The sequence below is a fragment of the Enterobacter cloacae complex sp. HYC080_NIDB genome, assembly GCF_056673325.1.
Genome location: NZ_CP114212.1, coordinates 2,944,081 through 2,961,452, shown reverse-complemented (window position 1 = coordinate 2,961,452; position 17,372 = coordinate 2,944,081). Strand labels below are relative to the sequence as shown.

The following is a 17,372-nucleotide window of genomic DNA, read 5'->3' as shown; positions in this document are numbered from 1 at the left end:
ATCCTTGTGACCGCAGGCTGTGGTCACATTTTCCTATTTTAATTCGATAAGCACAGGATAAGCATGCTCGATCCCAATCTGCTGCGTAATGAGCCAGACGCAGTCGCTGAAAAACTGGCACGCCGGGGCTTTAAGCTGGATGTAGATAAGCTGCGCGCTCTTGAAGAGCGTCGTAAAGTTCTGCAGGTACAAACTGAAAATCTGCAGGCAGAGCGTAATTCTCGATCGAAATCCATTGGCCAGGCGAAAGCGCGCGGGGAAGATATTGAGCCATTACGCCTAGAAGTGAACAAACTGGGTGAAGAGCTGGATCAGGCGAAAGCCGAGCTGGACGTTCTTCAGGCCGAAATTCGCGATATTGCGCTGGCGATCCCGAACATTCCTGACGACAGCGTGCCTGTCGGCAAAGACGAGAACGACAACGTTGAAGTGAAACGCTGGGGTACGCCTCGCGAGTTCGACTTCGAGGTGCGCGATCACGTCACGCTGGGCGAAATGCACGCGGGTCTGGACTTTGCGGCCGCGGTTAAGCTGACCGGTTCTCGCTTCGTGGTGATGAAAGGCCAGATTGCCCATCTGCACCGTGCGCTGGCCCAGTTCATGTTGGATCTGCACACCGAGCAGCACGGTTACAGCGAAACCTACGTCCCGTATCTGGTCAACCACGATACGCTGTACGGTACGGGTCAGCTGCCGAAATTTGCCGGCGACCTGTTCCATACCCGTCCGCTGGATGAAGAAGCAGACAGCAGCAACTATGCGCTGATCCCTACCGCAGAAGTGCCGCTGACTAACCTCGTGCGTGATGAGATCATCGACGAAGACGAACTGCCGATCAAACTGACCGCACACTCTCCGTGCTTCCGTTCTGAAGCGGGATCTTATGGCCGCGACACGCGTGGTCTGATCCGTATGCACCAGTTCGATAAAGTCGAGATGGTGCAGATTGTTCGTCCGGAAGACTCCATGGACGCGCTGGAAGAGATGACGGGTCACGCCGAGAAAGTCCTCGAGCTGCTGGGCCTGCCGTATCGTCGTATGGCGCTGTGCACCGGTGATATGGGCTTTGGTGCCTGCAAAACCTTCGACCTGGAAGTGTGGGTACCTGCGCAGAACACCTACCGTGAAATCTCCTCCTGCTCTAACGTCTGGGATTTCCAGGCGCGCCGCATGCAGGCACGCTGCCGCAGTAAATCTGACAAGAAAACCCGTCTGGTGCATACCCTGAACGGTTCTGGTCTGGCTGTGGGTCGTACGCTGGTTGCCGTGCTGGAAAACTATCAGCAGGCAGATGGCCGTATTGAGATCCCTGAAGTGCTGCGCCCATACATGAAAGGTCAGCAGTACATCGGCTAAATATGTGCCTCAAAACAAAAAAAGCGCCTTCGGGCGCTTTTTTTATGCCTGTGAATTGATACGACGCAATACCCCCTGCCTCTAAAGTAGTAATACTCCTCCGAATGAAAGTCAGCAGAAAAAGCTGATAACGAATAATTTCGTTATATATAAAACTACATAGCGGTTTGTGCCGCCTCTCTTTTCTTTGTGAGCAACCAAAGTGAGTCTCTATGAAAATCAACGCGCCTGAAGAATTGCTGGCTGCCGAGGTCACTCGCCGTGGTTTGATGAAAACCACGGCAATAGGCGGCCTGGCTGTAGCCAGCAGCGCTTTCACGCTCCCTTTTACCCGACTGGCGTCAGCGGCGGATGCACTATCCCCGGCCTCAGTCCCGGAAAAAGTGGTGTGGAGTGCCTGTACGGTAAACTGCGGTAGCCGTTGCCCGCTGCGTATGCACGTAGTGGATGGCGAAATAAAATATGTCGAAACCGACAATACCGGGGACGATAACTACGAAGGGTTACACCAGGTTCGCGCCTGTCTGCGTGGCCGCTCCATGCGTCGTCGCGTCTATAATCCGGATCGTCTTAAGTACCCAATGAAGCGCGTGGGTAAACGTGGGGAAGGGAAGTTCGAGCGCATTAGCTGGGATGAAGCCTACGATATTATCGCCACCAATATGCAGCGGCTGATCAAAGAGTATGGCAACGAATCCATCTACCTGAACTACGGTACCGGAACGCTGGGCGGCACGCTAACCCGCTCCTGGCCACCGGGAAAAACGCTGGTGGCGCGTCTGATGAACTGCTGCGGCGGTTATCTTAACCACTATGGTGACTACTCCTCTGCACAAATCGCCGCAGGACTGAATTACACCTACGGTGGCTGGGCAGACGGCAACAGCCCGTCTGATATCGAAAACAGCAAGCTGGTCGTTCTGTTCGGGAACAATCCGGGTGAAACGCGTATGAGCGGCGGCGGGGTGACCTACTACCTCGAACAGGCGCGTGCTAAATCCAATGCCCGCATGATCATTATCGATCCACGCTATACCGACACCGGTGCAGGGCGCGAAGATGAGTGGATCCCAATCCGCCCAGGTACCGATGCCGCGCTGGTCTCCGCGCTGGCGTGGGTGATGATCACTGAAAATCTCGTCGATCAGCCGTTCCTGGATAAATACTGCGTCGGTTATGACGAGAAAACCCTGCCAGCCAGTGCCCCAGCCAATGGCCACTACAAGGCGTATATTCTCGGTCAGGGCAGCGACGGCGTGGCGAAAACGCCGGAGTGGGCGTCTACCATCACCGGTATTCCGGTCGAGCGTATTGTTCAACTGGCGCGTGAGATTGGCTCAGCCAAACCGGCCTATATCAGCCAGGGGTGGGGACCGCAGCGTCATGCAAACGGTGAAATTGCCACCCGCGCAATCTCCATGCTCTCCATTCTGACCGGCAACGTGGGGATTCATGGCGGTAACACTGGTGCGCGTGAAGGCTCATATGAAGTCCCGTTTGAACGTATGCCAACGCTGGACAACCCGGTGCAAACCAGCATTTCCATGTTTATGTGGACCGATGCGATTGAACGTGGCCCGGAAATGACCGCCTTGCGCGACGGCGTGCGCGGTAAGGACAAGCTGGACGTGCCGATCAAGATGATCTGGAACTACGCCGGTAACTGTCTTATCAACCAGCATTCGGAAATCAACCGCACTCATGAAATCCTGCAGGACGACAAGAAGTGCGAGATGATTGTGGTGATCGACTGCCACATGACCTCCTCGGCAAAATACGCCGACATTCTGCTGCCGGACTGCACAGCGTCTGAGCAGATGGACTTCGCGCTGGATGCCTCCTGCGGCAACATGTCTTACGTGATCTTCACCGATCAGGCGATCAAACCGCGCTTCGAGTGCAAAACCATCTATGAGATGACCTCCGAGCTGGCGAAGCGTCTGGGCGTTGAGCAGCAGTTTACCGAGGGACGTACTCAGGAAGGCTGGATGCGCCATCTGCATGAACTCTCCCGCAAAGCCATCCCAGACCTGCCGGATTTCGATACCTTCCGCAAGCAGGGCATGTACAAACAGCGCGATCCTGAAGGGCATCACGTTGCCTACAAAGCGTTCCGCGAAGATCCGCAGGCGAACCCGCTGACTACGCCGTCGGGCAAAATTGAAATCTACTCCGAAGAACTGGCAAAAATTGCGTCTACCTGGGAGCTGCCGGAGGGGGACGTTATCGATCCGCTGCCGATCTATACGCCAGGATTCGAAAACTATAACGATCCGCTCACGGTGAAATTCCCGCTGCAGTTGACCGGTTTCCACTATAAAGCGCGCGTTCACTCCACCTACGGTAACGTCGACGTACTGAAAGCCGCCTGCCGCCAGGAGATGTGGATCAACCCGATGGATGCGAAAGCGCGTGGCATTAACAATGGCGATCGCGTGCGCATCTTCAACGGCCGCGGTGAGGTACACATTGAAGCCAAAGTCACGCCACGCATGATGCCAGGCGTCGTGGCGCTGGGAGAAGGGGCATGGTACAGCCCTGATGCCAACCGCATCGATCAGGCAGGCAGCATTAACGTACTGACCACGCAGCGTCCGTCGCCGCTGGCGAAAGGCAACCCGTCTCACACAAACCTTGTTCAGGTTGAAAAGGTTTAAGGAGTAACCGATGACAACCCAGTATGGATTTTTCATTGATTCCAGCCGTTGCACCGGGTGCAAAACCTGCGAGCTGGCCTGTAAAGATTACAAAGATCTCACCCCAGACGTGAGTTTCCGTCGCATCTACGAATACGCCGGAGGCGACTGGCAGGAAGATAACGGTGTCTGGCATCAGAACGTGTTTGCCTATTACCTGTCGATTGCCTGTAACCACTGCGAAGACCCTGCCTGCACGAAGGTCTGTCCGAGCGGGGCGATGCACAAGCGTGAAGACGGTTTCGTGGTCGTGGATGAAGATGTTTGTATCGGCTGCCGCTACTGCCATATGGCCTGCCCGTACGGCGCACCTCAGTACAATGCCGCCAAAGGGCATATGACCAAGTGCGACGGCTGCCACTCTCGCGTCGCGGATGGCAAAAAACCGATCTGCGTCGAGTCCTGTCCGCTGCGCGCGCTGGACTTTGGCCCTATTGAAGAACTGCGTCAAAAACATGGTCAGCTTGCTGCGGTAGCACCGCTGCCGTCCGCGCACTTCACGAAGCCGAGTATTGTGATTAAACCTAACGCCAACAGCCGTCCTACAGGTGATACCACCGGCTACCTGGCAAACCCGAAGGAGGTGTGAGATGGGAAGTGGATGGCATGAATGGCCGCTGATGATCTTCACGGTCTTTGGTCAGTGCGTGGCGGGTGGCTTCATCGTGCTCGCGCTGGCACTGCTGAAAGGTCAACTCACTGCTGAACAGCAGCAGCGTTTAGTGTTGAGCATGTTTGGCCTGTGGGTGCTGATGGGGATTGGTTTTATCGCCTCTACGCTGCACCTGGGCTCACCGATGCGCGCGTTTAACTCGCTTAACCGCGTGGGGGCATCGTCCCTCAGTAACGAGATTGCCAGCGGGGCGATTTTCTTCGCCATCGGCGGGCTGGGCTGGTTGCTGGCAGCGCTTAAAAAATTGCCTGCAGGTCTGCGTAGCCTCTGGCTGATCGTGACCATGGTGCTGGGCGTGGTGTTTGTATGGATGATGGTGCGTGTCTATAACACCATTGATACCGTCCCTACCTGGTACAGCGTCTGGACGCCAATGAGCTTTTTCCTGACGATGTTTATCGGCGGCCCGCTGCTCGGTTATTTGCTGTTGCGCGTGGCGGGGGTAGACGGCTGGGCCATGCGTTTGCTGCCAGCCGTATCGCTGCTGGCGCTGGTAGTGAGTGCAATCGTTGCTCTGATGCAGGGTGCTGAGCTGGCCACCATTCATAGCTCCATTCAGCAGGCCTCTGCGCTGGTGCCGGATTACGGTTCTCTGATGGCCTGGCGTATCGTGCTGCTGGTAGCGGCGTTGGTATTCTGGATCGCGCCTCAGCTAAAAGGCTACCAGCCTGCTCTGCCGTTGTTATCACTGGCCTTTGTGCTGGTGCTGGCAGGGGAGTTGATTGGTCGTGGCGTCTTTTATGGTCTGCATATGACGGTCGGTATGGCCATCGCCAGCTAATCTTATTTTTTGTTATAAAAAGCCGGGACATAGCGCCCGGCTTTTCTTTTTTCATTCATGAAATTTTTCGACTGACGTTTTGTTTTAATTTCTATCATTAATAAATAAAAACAGAGACATAATTAATATCTATAGCAGGCACTGCATTAGCAGGATAAGTTTTTTAAATCGACAGGGAACATATCGTGCGAGCCGGCTAAATCAGTGGATTGACTTTGTTTTTGCCAGTGGCATGATGCGCACGAAATCTGAACTTCCTCACGGTTTTTAATCCATGACCACCTATACCCGGCCAGTGCTACTGTTGCTCTGTGGCCTGCTTCTGCTGACCCTGGCGATCGCAGTGTTGAATACGCTCGTCCCGCTGTGGCTCGCCCATGAAAACTTACCGACCTGGCAGGTGGGTATGGTTAGCTCGTCCTTTTTCACCGGGAACCTGCTGGGCACATTATTAACCGGTAGCCTGATTAAACGCTTTGGCTTTAATCGCAGCTATTATCTGGCTTCGCTGATTTTCGCCGCCGGGTGTGCCGGGTTGGGCCTGATGGTCGGCTTCTGGAGCTGGATGGCATGGCGCTTTATCGCCGGTGTCGGTTGCGCGATGATTTGGGTGGTTGTTGAAAGTGCGCTGATGTGCAGCGGCACGTCACGTAACCGCGGGCGCCTGCTGGCAGCCTATATGATGGTTTACTATGTGGGCACCGTGCTGGGACAACTGATGGTCAGCAAACTGCCAACGGACCTGATGAGCGTGCTGCCATGGGTAACCGGTATGGTGCTGGCGGCGATCCTGCCGCTGCTCTTTACGCGTATCGTTAACCAGAAAAGTGAGCATCAGGAAGCGACCCACATCTGGCCGATGCTGGGGCTGCGCCAGGCGCGTCTGGGAGTGAATGGCTGCATTATCTCGGGGATTGTTCTGGGCTCGCTCTATGGTCTTATGCCGCTCTACCTGAACCATCAGGGTGTCAGCGATGCCGGGATTGGTTTCTGGATGGCGGTCATGGTGAGCGCGGGGATTGTCGGCCAGTGGCCGATTGGCCGCCTGGCCGATCGCTTCGGTCGCCTGCTGGTGCTGCGCGTTCAGGTCTTTGTGGTGATCATGGGCTGTCTTGCTATGCTCAGCAACGCCGCGATGGCCCCAGCGCTGTTTATCCTTGGGGCAGCGGGGTTCACGCTTTATCCGGTCGCGATGGCGTGGGCCTGTGAGAAAGTTGAACATCACCAGCTGGTGGCGATGAACCAGGCGCTGTTATTAAGCTATACCATCGGCAGCCTGCTGGGACCAACATTTACCGCGATGCTGATGCAGAGTTATTCTGACAATTTGCTGTTTATCATGATCGCCAGCGTGTCGTTTATTTATCTCTTAATGCTGCTGCGCAAAGCAGGCGAGCATCCAACGCCTGTGGCGCACGCCTGATTAAATAAAAGCCTGTCAATGACAGGCTTTTTTGTCCCTGTCATATATAAGACTTTTACGTATTGTTTGTTTTCCCCGCCCGGCGATAATTCAAATGAGTTCTACCACTAAAAGGCAACAATCATGTCTAAACGTCGTTTTTCCACTACCGCACTTGCCGTAGTGTTGTCTTTAACGTTTGCAGCGGCTCCGGTCATGGCTAATCCAGGAAACGGGAATGGCGGTGGTCACGGCAACGGTGGCGGACAAGGTAATGGCGGCAATCATGGTAACGGGAACTCTGGTAACCATGGTAATAAGCAAAATAGCGGTCAGGATAACCCAGGGAAATCTGATAAGAGCTTTAAAAGCAGCAAAGATGTCGGCAATGATGTTGACGCTCGCGTGAGCTTCGATCATGCCCGTCACCTGGCACTGAATTACGGCTTAACGGGCTATGAGTCTCTGCCTCCGGGTATTGCGAAAAACCTGGCCCGCGGTAAACAACTTCCTCCGGGTATTGCGAAGAAAACCGTGCCAGCCTCTATGCTTGGCCAGCTTCCATCCTACCCAGGTTATGAATGGCGCGTGGTGGGTGACGATCTGGTCTTAATTGCGCTGAGTACGGCGATTGTGACTTCCGTTATTAACGGCGTCTTTAAATAGAATTTAAAAAGGCCCGGTTCTCACCGGGCCTTTTCTTTAATACATGACCTTGTGGCCATACTGCTCAAGAATACCTTTCACGCGCTCCATCGTCTCTTTTTTCGGTGGCTTCACGCCATCAAGTTTGTACTCTTCACCCATCGCCACCCATTTATGTTTGCCGAGTTCGTGATAGGGCAGAAGCTCAATTTTCTCGACGTTGCCCATGTCGCGGGTAAATTCCCCCAGGCGGTGCGCAGAGTCGTCGTCATCTGACCAGCCGGGAACAACAACATAGCGGATCCAGGTTTTGATGCCTTTGTCGGCAATATACTTCGCAAATTCCAGCGTACGGTGGTTGGAAACGCCAACCAGATTCTGGTGGATCTCATCATTCATCTGTTTGAGATCGAGCATCACCAGATCGGTCACTTCGAGCAGTTCATCAATAACCGGATCGTAGCGGCGCACGAAGCCGTTGGTATCGAGACAGGTGTGAATGCCTTCCTTGCGGCAGGCGCGGAACCAGTCGCGGACAAATTCAGCCTGAAGAATGGCTTCGCCGCCGGATGCGGTCACGCCGCCGCCGGACGCGTTCATAAAGTGGCGATAGGTCACCACCTCTTTCATCAGATCTTCCACGGTGACTTCTTTCCCACCATGAGTGTCCCACGTGTCGCGGTTGTGGCAGTACAGGCAGCGCATCAGGCAGCCCTGGAAGAAGGTAATAAAGCGGATACCCGGGCCATCGACGGTGCCACAGGATTCAAAGGAGTGAATGCGACCAATAGTTGACATTGCGGTGAGATCTCCGAATTTGGCCCATCCGGGGGCCTATGTAGTTGCACAGCTCAAAGGCCATGTCGAGTCTGTTTTGGCTGTTATCCATTAAGTATATAGATAGCGGACAAAAGAGACTGATGAAGCGAGGGTGTTAAAAAGGCCCCACTTGCGTGGAGCCTTTATTGTACGCCTTTTAACGCGTGATTTCAGTCAATTCCACTTACATGGACTGAGTGAAAGTACGGGTGATAACGTCCTGCTGCTGTTCTTTAGTCAGGGAGTTAAAACGTACTGCGTAGCCAGATACACGGATGGTCAGCTGAGGATATTTCTCAGGGTGTTCCATCGCATCGAGCAGCATTTCACGGTTCATTACGTTCACGTTCAGGTGCTGACCACCTTCGATGGACGCTTCGTGGTGGAAGTAACCATCCATCAGACCCGCGAGGTTAGTTTTACGCACTTCGTCGTCTTTACCCAGCGCGTTTGGCACGATGGAGAAGGTATAAGAGATACCATCTTTCGCGTAGGCAAACGGCAGTTTAGCAACGGAGGTCAGAGAGGCTACCGCACCTTTCTGGTCACGACCATGCATTGGGTTAGCACCTGGTCCGAATGGCGCGCCAGCACGACGACCGTCTGGGGTGTTACCGGTTTTCTTACCATACACAACGTTAGAGGTGATGGTCAGAACAGACTGAGTCGGGATAGCGTTACGGTAAGTAGTCAGTTTCTGAATTTTCTTCATGAAACGTTCTACCAGGTCAACCGCCATGTCATCAACGCGAGAGTCGTTGTTACCAAACTGCGGATATTCGCCTTCGATTTCGAAGTCTACAGCCAGGCCGTCTTCGTCACGAATTGGTTTAACTTTCGCGTATTTGATTGCAGACAGGGAGTCAGCAGCAACGGACAGACCTGCGATACCACACGCCATGGTGCGGATAACGTCACGGTCGTGCAGCGCCATCAGAGAGGCTTCGTAGCTGTACTTGTCGTGCATGTAGTGGATAACGTTCAGCGCAGTGACGTACTGTTTAGCCAGCCAGTCCATGAAGTGATCCATACGTTCCATCACTTCATCGAAGTTCAGCACGTCGCCTTTGATCGGCTCAGACTTAGGACCAACCTGCATTTTCAGTTTTTCATCAACGCCGCCGTTGATTGCGTACAGCATGGTTTTCGCCAGGTTTGCACGCGCACCGAAGAACTGCATTTGTTTACCAACAACCATTGGGCTTACGCAGCAAGCGATAGCGTAATCGTCGTTGTTGAAGTCCGGACGCATCAGGTCATCGTTCTCGTACTGCAGAGAAGAGGTGTCGATGGACACTTTAGCGGCGAATTTCTTGAAGTTCAGAGGCAGTTTTTCAGACCACAGAACGGTGATGTTCGGCTCCGGAGAAGGACCCATGGTGTACAGGGTGTTCAGGAAGCGGAAGCTGTTTTTGGTGACCAGTGTACGGCCGTCAACGCCCATACCACCGATAGATTCGGTTGCCCAGATTGGGTCACCAGAGAACAGTTCATCGTATTCTGGGGTACGCAGGAAGCGAACCATACGCAGTTTCATGACCAGGTGGTCAATCATTTCCTGAGCGTCTTGCTCGGTGATTTTACCTGCTTTCAGGTCACGTTCGATGTACGCATCCAGGAAGGTGGATACGCGGCCGAAGGACATTGCTGCACCATTCTGAGACTTAACAGCGGCCAGGTAGCCGAAGTAGGTCCACTGGATAGCTTCCTGGGCGTTGGTTGCAGGACCAGAGATATCGCAGCCATATTTCGCTGCCATCTCTTTGATCTGACCCAGCGCACGGTGCTGTTCAGCAATTTCTTCACGCAGACGGATAGTCGCTTCCAGGTTTACGCCGTTTTCCAGGTCAGACTGCAGGGAAACAAACTGCGCGTATTTGTCTTTCATCAGGAAGTCGATACCGTACAGCGCAACGCGACGGTAGTCACCAATGATACGGCCACGGCCATACGCATCTGGCAGACCAGTCAGAACGCCAGATTTACGGCAGTTCAGAATGTCTTTGGTGTAAACATCGAATACACCCTGGTTGTGGGTTTTACGGTATTCGGTGAAGATTTTTTTCAGCATTGGGTCCAGCTCGCGGTTATACGCTTTGCAGGAACCTTCAACCATTTTGATACCACCGAACGGGATGATTGCGCGTTTCAGTGGTGCTTCAGTCTGCAGACCAACGATTTTCTCAAGGGCTTTGTTGATATAGCCAGCATCGTGAGAAGTGATGGTGGAAGCAACGGAGGTGTCAAAATCAACTGGCGCGTGAGTGCGGTTTTCCAGTTTAACGCCTTCCATTACGCTGTCCCACAGCTTGGTGGTCGCGTCAGTTGCGCCAGCCAGGAAGGATTCGTCACCTTCATACGGGGTATAGTTTTTCTGAATGAAGTCACGGACGTTGACTTCATTCTGCCAGTCACCTTTCGCAAAACCTTCCCAGGCTGTGGCTAACTTTTCATTAAGCTCGGACATGTAACACCTACCTTCTTAAGTGGATTTTTTATTTACTGCCTGAGATAACCATCAATGATGGTCGTCGCCACGCAGGTAAATGACCCAGTATGTCAACCCAACTAACAGACCCCCACCGATAATGTTCCCGATAGTGACGGGGATCAGGTTATCAGTAATGAAATTCATAATAGTCAGGTGAGAGAAACTTTCCGGGGATGAACCAATTGCGGTCCAGAACTCCGGGCTTGCAAAGTTGCGGATAACAATCCCCATCGGGATCATGAACATATTCGCAATACTGTGCTCAAAGCCGCTGGCAACAAACATCGCAACCGGCAGAACCATAATCATGGCTTTATCCATCAGGCTACGACCAGAATAGCTCATCCAGACCGCCAGGCAGACCATCAGGTTTGCAAGGATGCCGAGAGCAACGGCTTCGATAAATGTGTGGTGCATTTTGTGGTCGGCGGTTTGCAGGACGTTAAGCCCCCAGCCGCCGTTGGCGGTCATGTACTCGCCAGAAAGCCACATCAACAGAACAAAGAGCAGACAGCCAATCAGGTTGCCAACGTAGACGTTAAGCCAGTTGCGCGCCAGTTGACCCCAGGTAATTCTTCCGCTGGCTTTTGCCACGACAATCAGCACCGTTGAGGTGAAGAGGTCGGCACCGCAGATGACGCAAAGAATCAGACCCAGTGAGAAGCAAATGCCGCCAATCAGTTTGGCTATGCCGAAAGGCATGGCAGCAGTACCGGTAGTGGCAGTGATGTAGAAGACGAAAGCGATTGAGATGAACACACCAGCAGTAATCGCCAGATAGAACGTCTTCATCGGGTGTTTCGTTGCTTTATAGACACCCGCTTCTTCGGCAACTTTTGCCATCGCGGCGGGGAGTAAAAGATCAAAAGGGTTGTCAGCTTTCACACTAACTCTCTCTTTATTAAGTCGGCGACGAGATACTAACAAAGCATTATAGAAGAGAAATTGATATAGATCATATCTCGCCTGGCTTATAGGCCCGCAGTGTGTATGGTTTTACAGCAAATGCGGAGTAAGTAATTGATTATCCGTATAAAAATAAATTTTAAAAGTTATGAAAAGAGTTGAATTATTTCGTTCGGCCCCCTCCGAAACAGTTAATTAATATGGAGTATTTACCATAAAAAGTAACAATAAAGCCCGGGTAAAGATTATTATATTTACCCATGTTTAACTTTATTATTACAATCAGCAATCATTACCGAAAAAAATAAAAAACGGGGCAATGAAATTGCCCCGTAATATAGCCCAGACGATTGAATACGCCTACTGCTGCTAATGTTATATGCGCTTATTTTGACCAGTAAGCGGCTTTTGCTTTCTGCAGCTTTTCATAGGCCTTGAGCAGCGACTGGTGCGCCGGGAAGGCTTTCAGATCGCTGTCCACGGCCTGCAGACCGTAGAATGGCTCTTCACCGCTGAGCGCCGCGCTGGCGGCTTCAACCGCTTCAGCACCGTACATACGCACGAAAGCGTTCAGGTATTGCAGTGGCTCACGATCCTCTTCCTGCGAAAGCAGCAGCAGGGTTTGCAGGCAACGGTAATAGTTGGTGCGCTCGGCAGAGAAGACCGACTGGTTGAATTCCATCGTCCATTCCGTCCAGGCCAGGGCCTGATCCAGATCGCCGCCAGCCAGCGCCAGCATCGCTTTCAGCTCCCCGATACGCAGGGTATACCAGCCGTTGTCTTTACCCGTCGCCAGGCCCAGCAGTTCACGCACGCGAGTGAAATCATCGTGACCTTCTTCGTCCAGTTGGGCGATCAGGTTCAGATAATCCTCTTTTTCCCACTCGCTGCCTGGCAGAGCAAGCAGGGTTTCGCGCAGGTGCGCGCCCATGCTGTTGTTCGCCAGCCACAGATCTTCAGCAGGGTAGATGTCGGACATGCCCGGCACAATGATGCGGCATGCGTAAACGCCCAGGTGTTCGTAGTCGGCAATGTAGACTTCCTGATCTTCGGCGTTAAAGATGGCCATCAGCGTGGCGAACTCTTCTTCCGTGGTGCCGGCAAAGCTCCAGTCTACGAACGGATAGTCTGCGTCCTGCTTAAACATATCCCAGGAGATCAGGCCGCTGGAATCGATGAAGTGGGTTTCGAGGTTGGTATGCTCCGCCACTTCTTCATCGTCAAAGGTTGGCGGTGTGAAGACGTCGAGATCTTTCAGGCTACGGCCCTGCAGCAGTTCGGTGACGGTACGCTCCAGCGCCACGCCGAAGTCAGGGTGCGCGCCGAAGGAGGCGAAGCAGGTGCCGTTTTCTGGGTTAAACAGCACCACGCAGATCACCGGATATTTTCCGCCCAGTGAGCCATCGTAGGCGAAGATTGGGAAACCTTCCGCTTCGAGTTTGGCGATGGACTCCACCACGCCTGGGTAGCGCGCCAGCACGTCGGCCGGAATTTCAGGCAGGCTGATAGATTCGGCAATAATGCGGTTTTTAATGTGACGCTCGAACACTTCTGACAAGCCCTGAACGCGCGCTTCGTTGCGGGTGTTACCGGCGGACATGCCGTTAGACACATACAGGTTGCCGACGATGTTCATCGGAATATACACGGTCTGCTCGTCAGACTGGCGGGTGAACGGCAGGGCGCAGATACCACGATCTTCGTTACCAGACTGCAGATCGATCAGCATGCTGGCGGTCAGTTCGTTTTCTGGATCGTAGAACGCACGCAGGCGGGCGTCGAGAATACCTTCCGGCAGTTCATCGTCTTCGGTCAGCGGGAACCATTTTTCGTTCGGATAGTGAACGAATGGGCCGTTAGCGATGGTTTCGCCCAACCAGAAGTCAGCGAAGAAATAGTTGGTGGACAGACGCTCAAAATACTCACCCAGCGCGGAGGCCAGTGCCGCTTTTTTAGTCGCGCCTTTCCCGTTGGTAAAGCACAGGGCACACTCTTTGTCGCGAATATGGACGGACCAGACATGGGGCACCGGATTGAGCCAGGAGGCTTCTTCGATGTTAAAACCCAGGTCGGTCAGTTTCTGCTGGAAGCGAGCGATGGAATCTTCCAGAGCGGCGTCTTTGCCGGGGATAAACGTTTGAGTCATGGCGTTCACTTTTATCGTACGTAAAGCGCGCAATGATACGGGTTTTGCGTGACGGGTGCTATCTTCGGCGAAAATAAAAGGCTGGGCTATGCTTAGTGGCAGTAACTGACTGTTAAGGCATAGAAAAATGAAAGCATTTGATCTCCAGCGGATGGCGTTTGATAAAGTTCCCCCCGAGTTTTTAGGCGAAGTGGCTTTGCGGAGCCTGTATACCTTCGTTCTTGTCTTTCTGTTTCTCAAGATTACGGGCCGTCGCGGTGTGCGGCAGATGTCGCTTTTTGAAGTGTTAATCATCCTCACGCTGGGGTCAGCGGCGGGGGATGTCGCCTTTTATGACGATGTGCCGATGGTGCCGGTCTTTATCGTCTTTGTCTCGCTGGCGCTGCTGTACCGCCTTGTGATGTGGCTGATGTCGAAGAGCGAAAAGCTGGAAGATCTGCTGGAAGGGAAGCCTGTGGTGATTGTCGAAGACGGACAGTTGGCCTGGGAAAATGTGCAAAGTGCCAATATGACCGAGTTCGAATTTTTTATGGAATTGCGTCTGAACAGCGTCGAACAACTCGGACAGGTGCGTCTGGCCATTATGGAAACGAACGGTCAAATCAGCGTGTATTACTATCATGATGACGAGGTGAAGCCGGGGTTATGCATCCTGCCGGATATGCTCATTGAGCGATACAAAACCGTCCCCGATGCGGGCGAATATGCCTGTATAAAATGTAGTCATGTGGTGGTGATGAAGGCAGGCGATCATCAATTATGCCCTCGCTGTACGAATCCAGAATGGACGAAGGTTAGCCGGGCTAAACGGATCACCTGACAGCCATTTTGTCGGTTTTGTCCTGGCGAGGCGGCAGATTGTTTTGTGTGATGTGAGCCACATTTCACGGGTCATAAGTTTTAGACATTGCGGCGCGTGTCACTGAATGATAAAACCGATATCCACAGTTATAACTTATGGCTTTTAGCGTGGTGAGGGGAAATGGCTCAAGTCTTTAATTTCAGTTCAGGTCCGGCGATGTTACCGGCAGACGTGCTTAAACAGGCTCAACAGGAACTTTGTGACTGGAACGGTCTCGGTACGTCGGTGATGGAAATCAGCCACCGTGGTAAAGAGTTTATTCAGGTGGCGGAAGAGGCAGAAAAGGATTTTCGCGATCTGCTGAATATTCCCTCGAACTACAAAGTATTGTTCTGTCACGGCGGCGGACGCGGCCAGTTTGCTGGCGTACCGCTGAATATCCTTGGCGATAAAACGACGGCTGACTACGTTGATGCGGGCTACTGGGCGGCAAGCGCCGTTAAAGAAGCGCACAAATACTGCACGCCGAACGTTATCGACGCCAAAGTGACCGTTGACGGTCTGCGCGCCGTGAAGCCCATGAGCGAATGGCAGCTTTCTGATAACGCAGCCTATCTCCACTACTGCCCGAACGAAACTATCGACGGGATTGCCATCGACGAGACGCCAAACTTCGCCAGCGATGTTGTGGTTGCCGCCGACTTCTCCTCCACCATTCTTTCTGCCCCGATTGATGTCAGCCGCTACGGCGTTATCTATGCAGGCGCACAGAAAAATATCGGTCCTGCAGGCCTGACAATCGTCATTGTACGTGAAGATCTCCTGGGGAAAGCCCATACGTCTTGCCCGTCAATTCTCGACTACACCGTGCTGAACGATAACGACTCCATGTTCAACACGCCACCGACGTTTGCCTGGTACCTTTCGGGCCTGGTCTTCAAATGGCTGAAGCAAAACGGCGGTGTGGCGCAGATGGACAAGGTCAATCAGCAGAAAGCTGAACTGCTGTACGGCGTGATCGACAAAAGCGATTTCTACCGTAACGATGTGGCGAAAGCTAACCGCTCCCGCATGAACGTGCCGTTCCAGCTGGCAGACAGCAACCTGGACAACGTGTTCCTGAAAGAGTCCTTCGCGGCAGGTCTGCACGCGCTGAAAGGTCATCGTGTGGTGGGGGGGATGCGTGCCTCTATTTATAACGCGATGCCGCTGGAAGGCGTTAAAGCCCTGACTGATTTCATGATCGATTTCGAACGTCGTCACGGTTAATTTGCTGTTTTTCACCCCCGCAGCGTCCCTGCGGGGTTTTTATTATGTTGAGTTGAGAGTTAAGTTTCATGGAATCCCTGACGTTACAACCTATCGCGCGGGTAGATGGCACCATCAATCTGCCTGGTTCAAAAAGTGTCTCGAACCGCGCTCTGCTGCTGGCAGCTCTGGCAAACGGCACCACCGTCCTTACAAACCTGCTGGACAGCGATGACGTACGCCACATGCTCAATGCGCTGAAAGCGTTGGGTGTTCATTACACTCTCTCTGACGATCGTACCCGCTGTGAAGTGACCGGCAACGGCGGCGCGCTGCGTTCGGGTGAAGAGCTCGAGCTGTTTCTGGGCAACGCGGGTACCGCGATGCGTCCATTGGCGGCGGCGCTGTGTCTGGGCACCAATAACATCGTGCTGACCGGCGAGCCGCGCATGAAAGAGCGTCCGATCGGCCATCTGGTCGATGCCCTGCGTCAGGGTGGCGCGCAGATTGAGTATCTTGAGCAGGAAAATTATCCGCCACTGCGTCTGCGCGGGGGCTTTAGCGGCGGTGACGTCGAGGTGGACGGTAGCGTTTCCAGCCAGTTCCTGACGGCCCTGCTGATGACCGCGCCGCTGGCACCGCAGGATACGGTTATCTCGATTAAAGGTGAGCTGGTCTCCAGACCGTACATTGATATCACGCTGCACCTGATGAAAACCTTCGGCGTCGAGGTGGAAAACCAGTCTTATCAGCGTTTTGTGGTGCGTGGGGCGCAGCAGTATCAGTCTCCGGGCAATTACCTGGTTGAAGGCGATGCATCATCGGCCTCTTACTTCCTGGCTGCGGGCGCGATCAAAGGCGGCACCGTGAAGGTGACCGGGATTGGCCGCAACAGCGTGCAGGGCGACATCCGTTTTGCCGACGTGCTGGAGAAAATGGGCGCCACTGTCACCTGGGGCGATGATTTCATCTCCTGTACCCGCGGCGAGCTGAATGCCATTGATATGGACATGAACCACATTCCGGATGCGGCGATGACCATCGCCACGGCTGCGCTGTTTGCCAAAGGCACCACCACGCTGCGCAACATCTACAACTGGCGCGTGAAAGAGACTGACCGTCTGTACGCGATGGCGACCGAGCTGCGTAAAGTGGGGGCTGAGGTGGAAGAGGGCGAAGACTACATTCGCGTCACCCCTCCGGCAAAACTGCAGTTCGCAGAAATTGGCACCTACAACGATCACCGTATGGCGATGTGCTTCTCGCTGGTGGCGCTGTCCGACACGCCTGTGACCATTCTTGACCCGAAATGTACGGCGAAAACCTTCCCGGACTACTTCGAGCAGCTGGCGCGCATCAGTACGCTGGCCTGATAGCGTTATGCCGCATCCTTCGATGCGGCATTTC

13 protein-coding genes are annotated in these 17,372 nt (G+C 53.5%); 9 read left to right on the top strand and 4 right to left on the bottom strand.

Annotated features, from left to right (window positions below; genetic code table 11):
* Window positions 1-63 precede the first annotated feature (63 nt).
* The 6 genes from serS to O1723_RS14080 all read left to right on the top strand — a co-directional run bounded on the left by serS (window position 64) and on the right by O1723_RS14080 (window position 7,574).
* The gene (gene serS, locus O1723_RS14105) at window positions 64-1,356 is read left to right on the top strand and encodes a serine--tRNA ligase (protein WP_023332538.1); all 1,293 of its coding nucleotides are present in this window, start codon (window positions 64-66) and stop codon (window positions 1,354-1,356) included.
* 212 nt (window positions 1,357-1,568) lie between these two features.
* A complete protein-coding gene (gene dmsA, locus O1723_RS14100) occupies window positions 1,569-4,013 on the top strand; it encodes a dimethylsulfoxide reductase subunit A (RefSeq protein ID WP_014883207.1) in 2,445 nt (814 codons plus the stop codon).
* A 10-nt stretch (window positions 4,014-4,023) separates the two neighbouring features.
* Window positions 4,024-4,641 carry a DMSO/selenate family reductase complex B subunit gene (locus O1723_RS14095; protein WP_014883208.1) on the top strand — a complete coding sequence of 206 codons (618 nt, stop codon included), beginning with the start codon at window positions 4,024-4,026 and terminating at the stop codon, window positions 4,639-4,641.
* 1 nt (window position 4,642) lies between these two features.
* Window positions 4,643-5,506: a dimethyl sulfoxide reductase anchor subunit family protein gene (locus tag O1723_RS14090; RefSeq protein WP_014883209.1), complete on the top strand. Its 864-nt coding sequence runs from the start codon at window positions 4,643-4,645 to the stop codon at window positions 5,504-5,506.
* Between the two features lie 274 nt (window positions 5,507-5,780).
* Window positions 5,781-6,929, top strand: coding sequence for an MFS transporter (locus tag O1723_RS14085; RefSeq protein ID WP_248190777.1), 1,149 nt, complete (start codon window positions 5,781-5,783; stop codon window positions 6,927-6,929).
* Between the two features lie 123 nt (window positions 6,930-7,052).
* Window positions 7,053-7,574 carry an anti-virulence regulator CigR family protein gene (locus O1723_RS14080; RefSeq protein WP_014883211.1) on the top strand — a complete coding sequence of 174 codons (522 nt, stop codon included), beginning with the start codon at window positions 7,053-7,055 and terminating at the stop codon, window positions 7,572-7,574.
* A gap of 36 nt (window positions 7,575-7,610) precedes the next feature.
* On the opposite strand, the gene pflA is transcribed toward O1723_RS14080, so the two are convergent.
* The 4 genes from pflA to ycaO form a co-directional block, all read right to left on the bottom strand.
* On the bottom strand, window positions 7,611-8,351 hold the full coding sequence (gene pflA, locus O1723_RS14075) for a pyruvate formate lyase 1-activating protein (RefSeq protein ID WP_014883212.1): 741 nt from the start codon (window positions 8,349-8,351) through the stop codon (window positions 7,611-7,613).
* A 205-nt stretch (window positions 8,352-8,556) separates the two neighbouring features.
* Window positions 8,557-10,839 carry a formate C-acetyltransferase gene (pflB, locus tag O1723_RS14070; protein WP_014883213.1) on the bottom strand — a complete coding sequence of 761 codons (2,283 nt, stop codon included), beginning with the start codon at window positions 10,837-10,839 and terminating at the stop codon, window positions 8,557-8,559.
* Between the two features lie 51 nt (window positions 10,840-10,890).
* Entirely contained in the window at window positions 10,891-11,748 is an 858-nt protein-coding gene (gene focA, locus O1723_RS14065; RefSeq protein WP_014883214.1) for a formate transporter FocA, read from the bottom strand.
* A 406-nt stretch (window positions 11,749-12,154) separates the two neighbouring features.
* Window positions 12,155-13,915: a 30S ribosomal protein S12 methylthiotransferase accessory factor YcaO gene (gene ycaO, locus O1723_RS14060; protein WP_014883215.1), complete on the bottom strand. Its 1,761-nt coding sequence runs from the start codon at window positions 13,913-13,915 to the stop codon at window positions 12,155-12,157.
* Window positions 13,916-14,042: 127 nt separating this feature from the next.
* On the opposite strand from ycaO, the gene O1723_RS14055 reads away from it, so the two are divergent.
* The 3 genes from O1723_RS14055 (at window position 14,043) to aroA (ending at window position 17,338) form a co-directional block, all read left to right on the top strand.
* The gene (locus O1723_RS14055; RefSeq protein WP_014883216.1) at window positions 14,043-14,735 is read left to right on the top strand and encodes a DUF421 domain-containing protein; all 693 of its coding nucleotides are present in this window, start codon (window positions 14,043-14,045) and stop codon (window positions 14,733-14,735) included.
* A 162-nt stretch (window positions 14,736-14,897) separates the two neighbouring features.
* A complete protein-coding gene (gene serC, locus O1723_RS14050; RefSeq protein WP_014883217.1) occupies window positions 14,898-15,986 on the top strand; it encodes a 3-phosphoserine/phosphohydroxythreonine transaminase in 1,089 nt (362 codons plus the stop codon).
* Window positions 15,987-16,054: 68 nt separating this feature from the next.
* Window positions 16,055-17,338, top strand: a complete 1,284-nt coding sequence (gene aroA / locus O1723_RS14045) for a 3-phosphoshikimate 1-carboxyvinyltransferase (RefSeq protein ID WP_014883218.1) — start codon at window positions 16,055-16,057, stop codon at window positions 17,336-17,338.
* Window positions 17,339-17,372 lie beyond the last annotated feature (34 nt).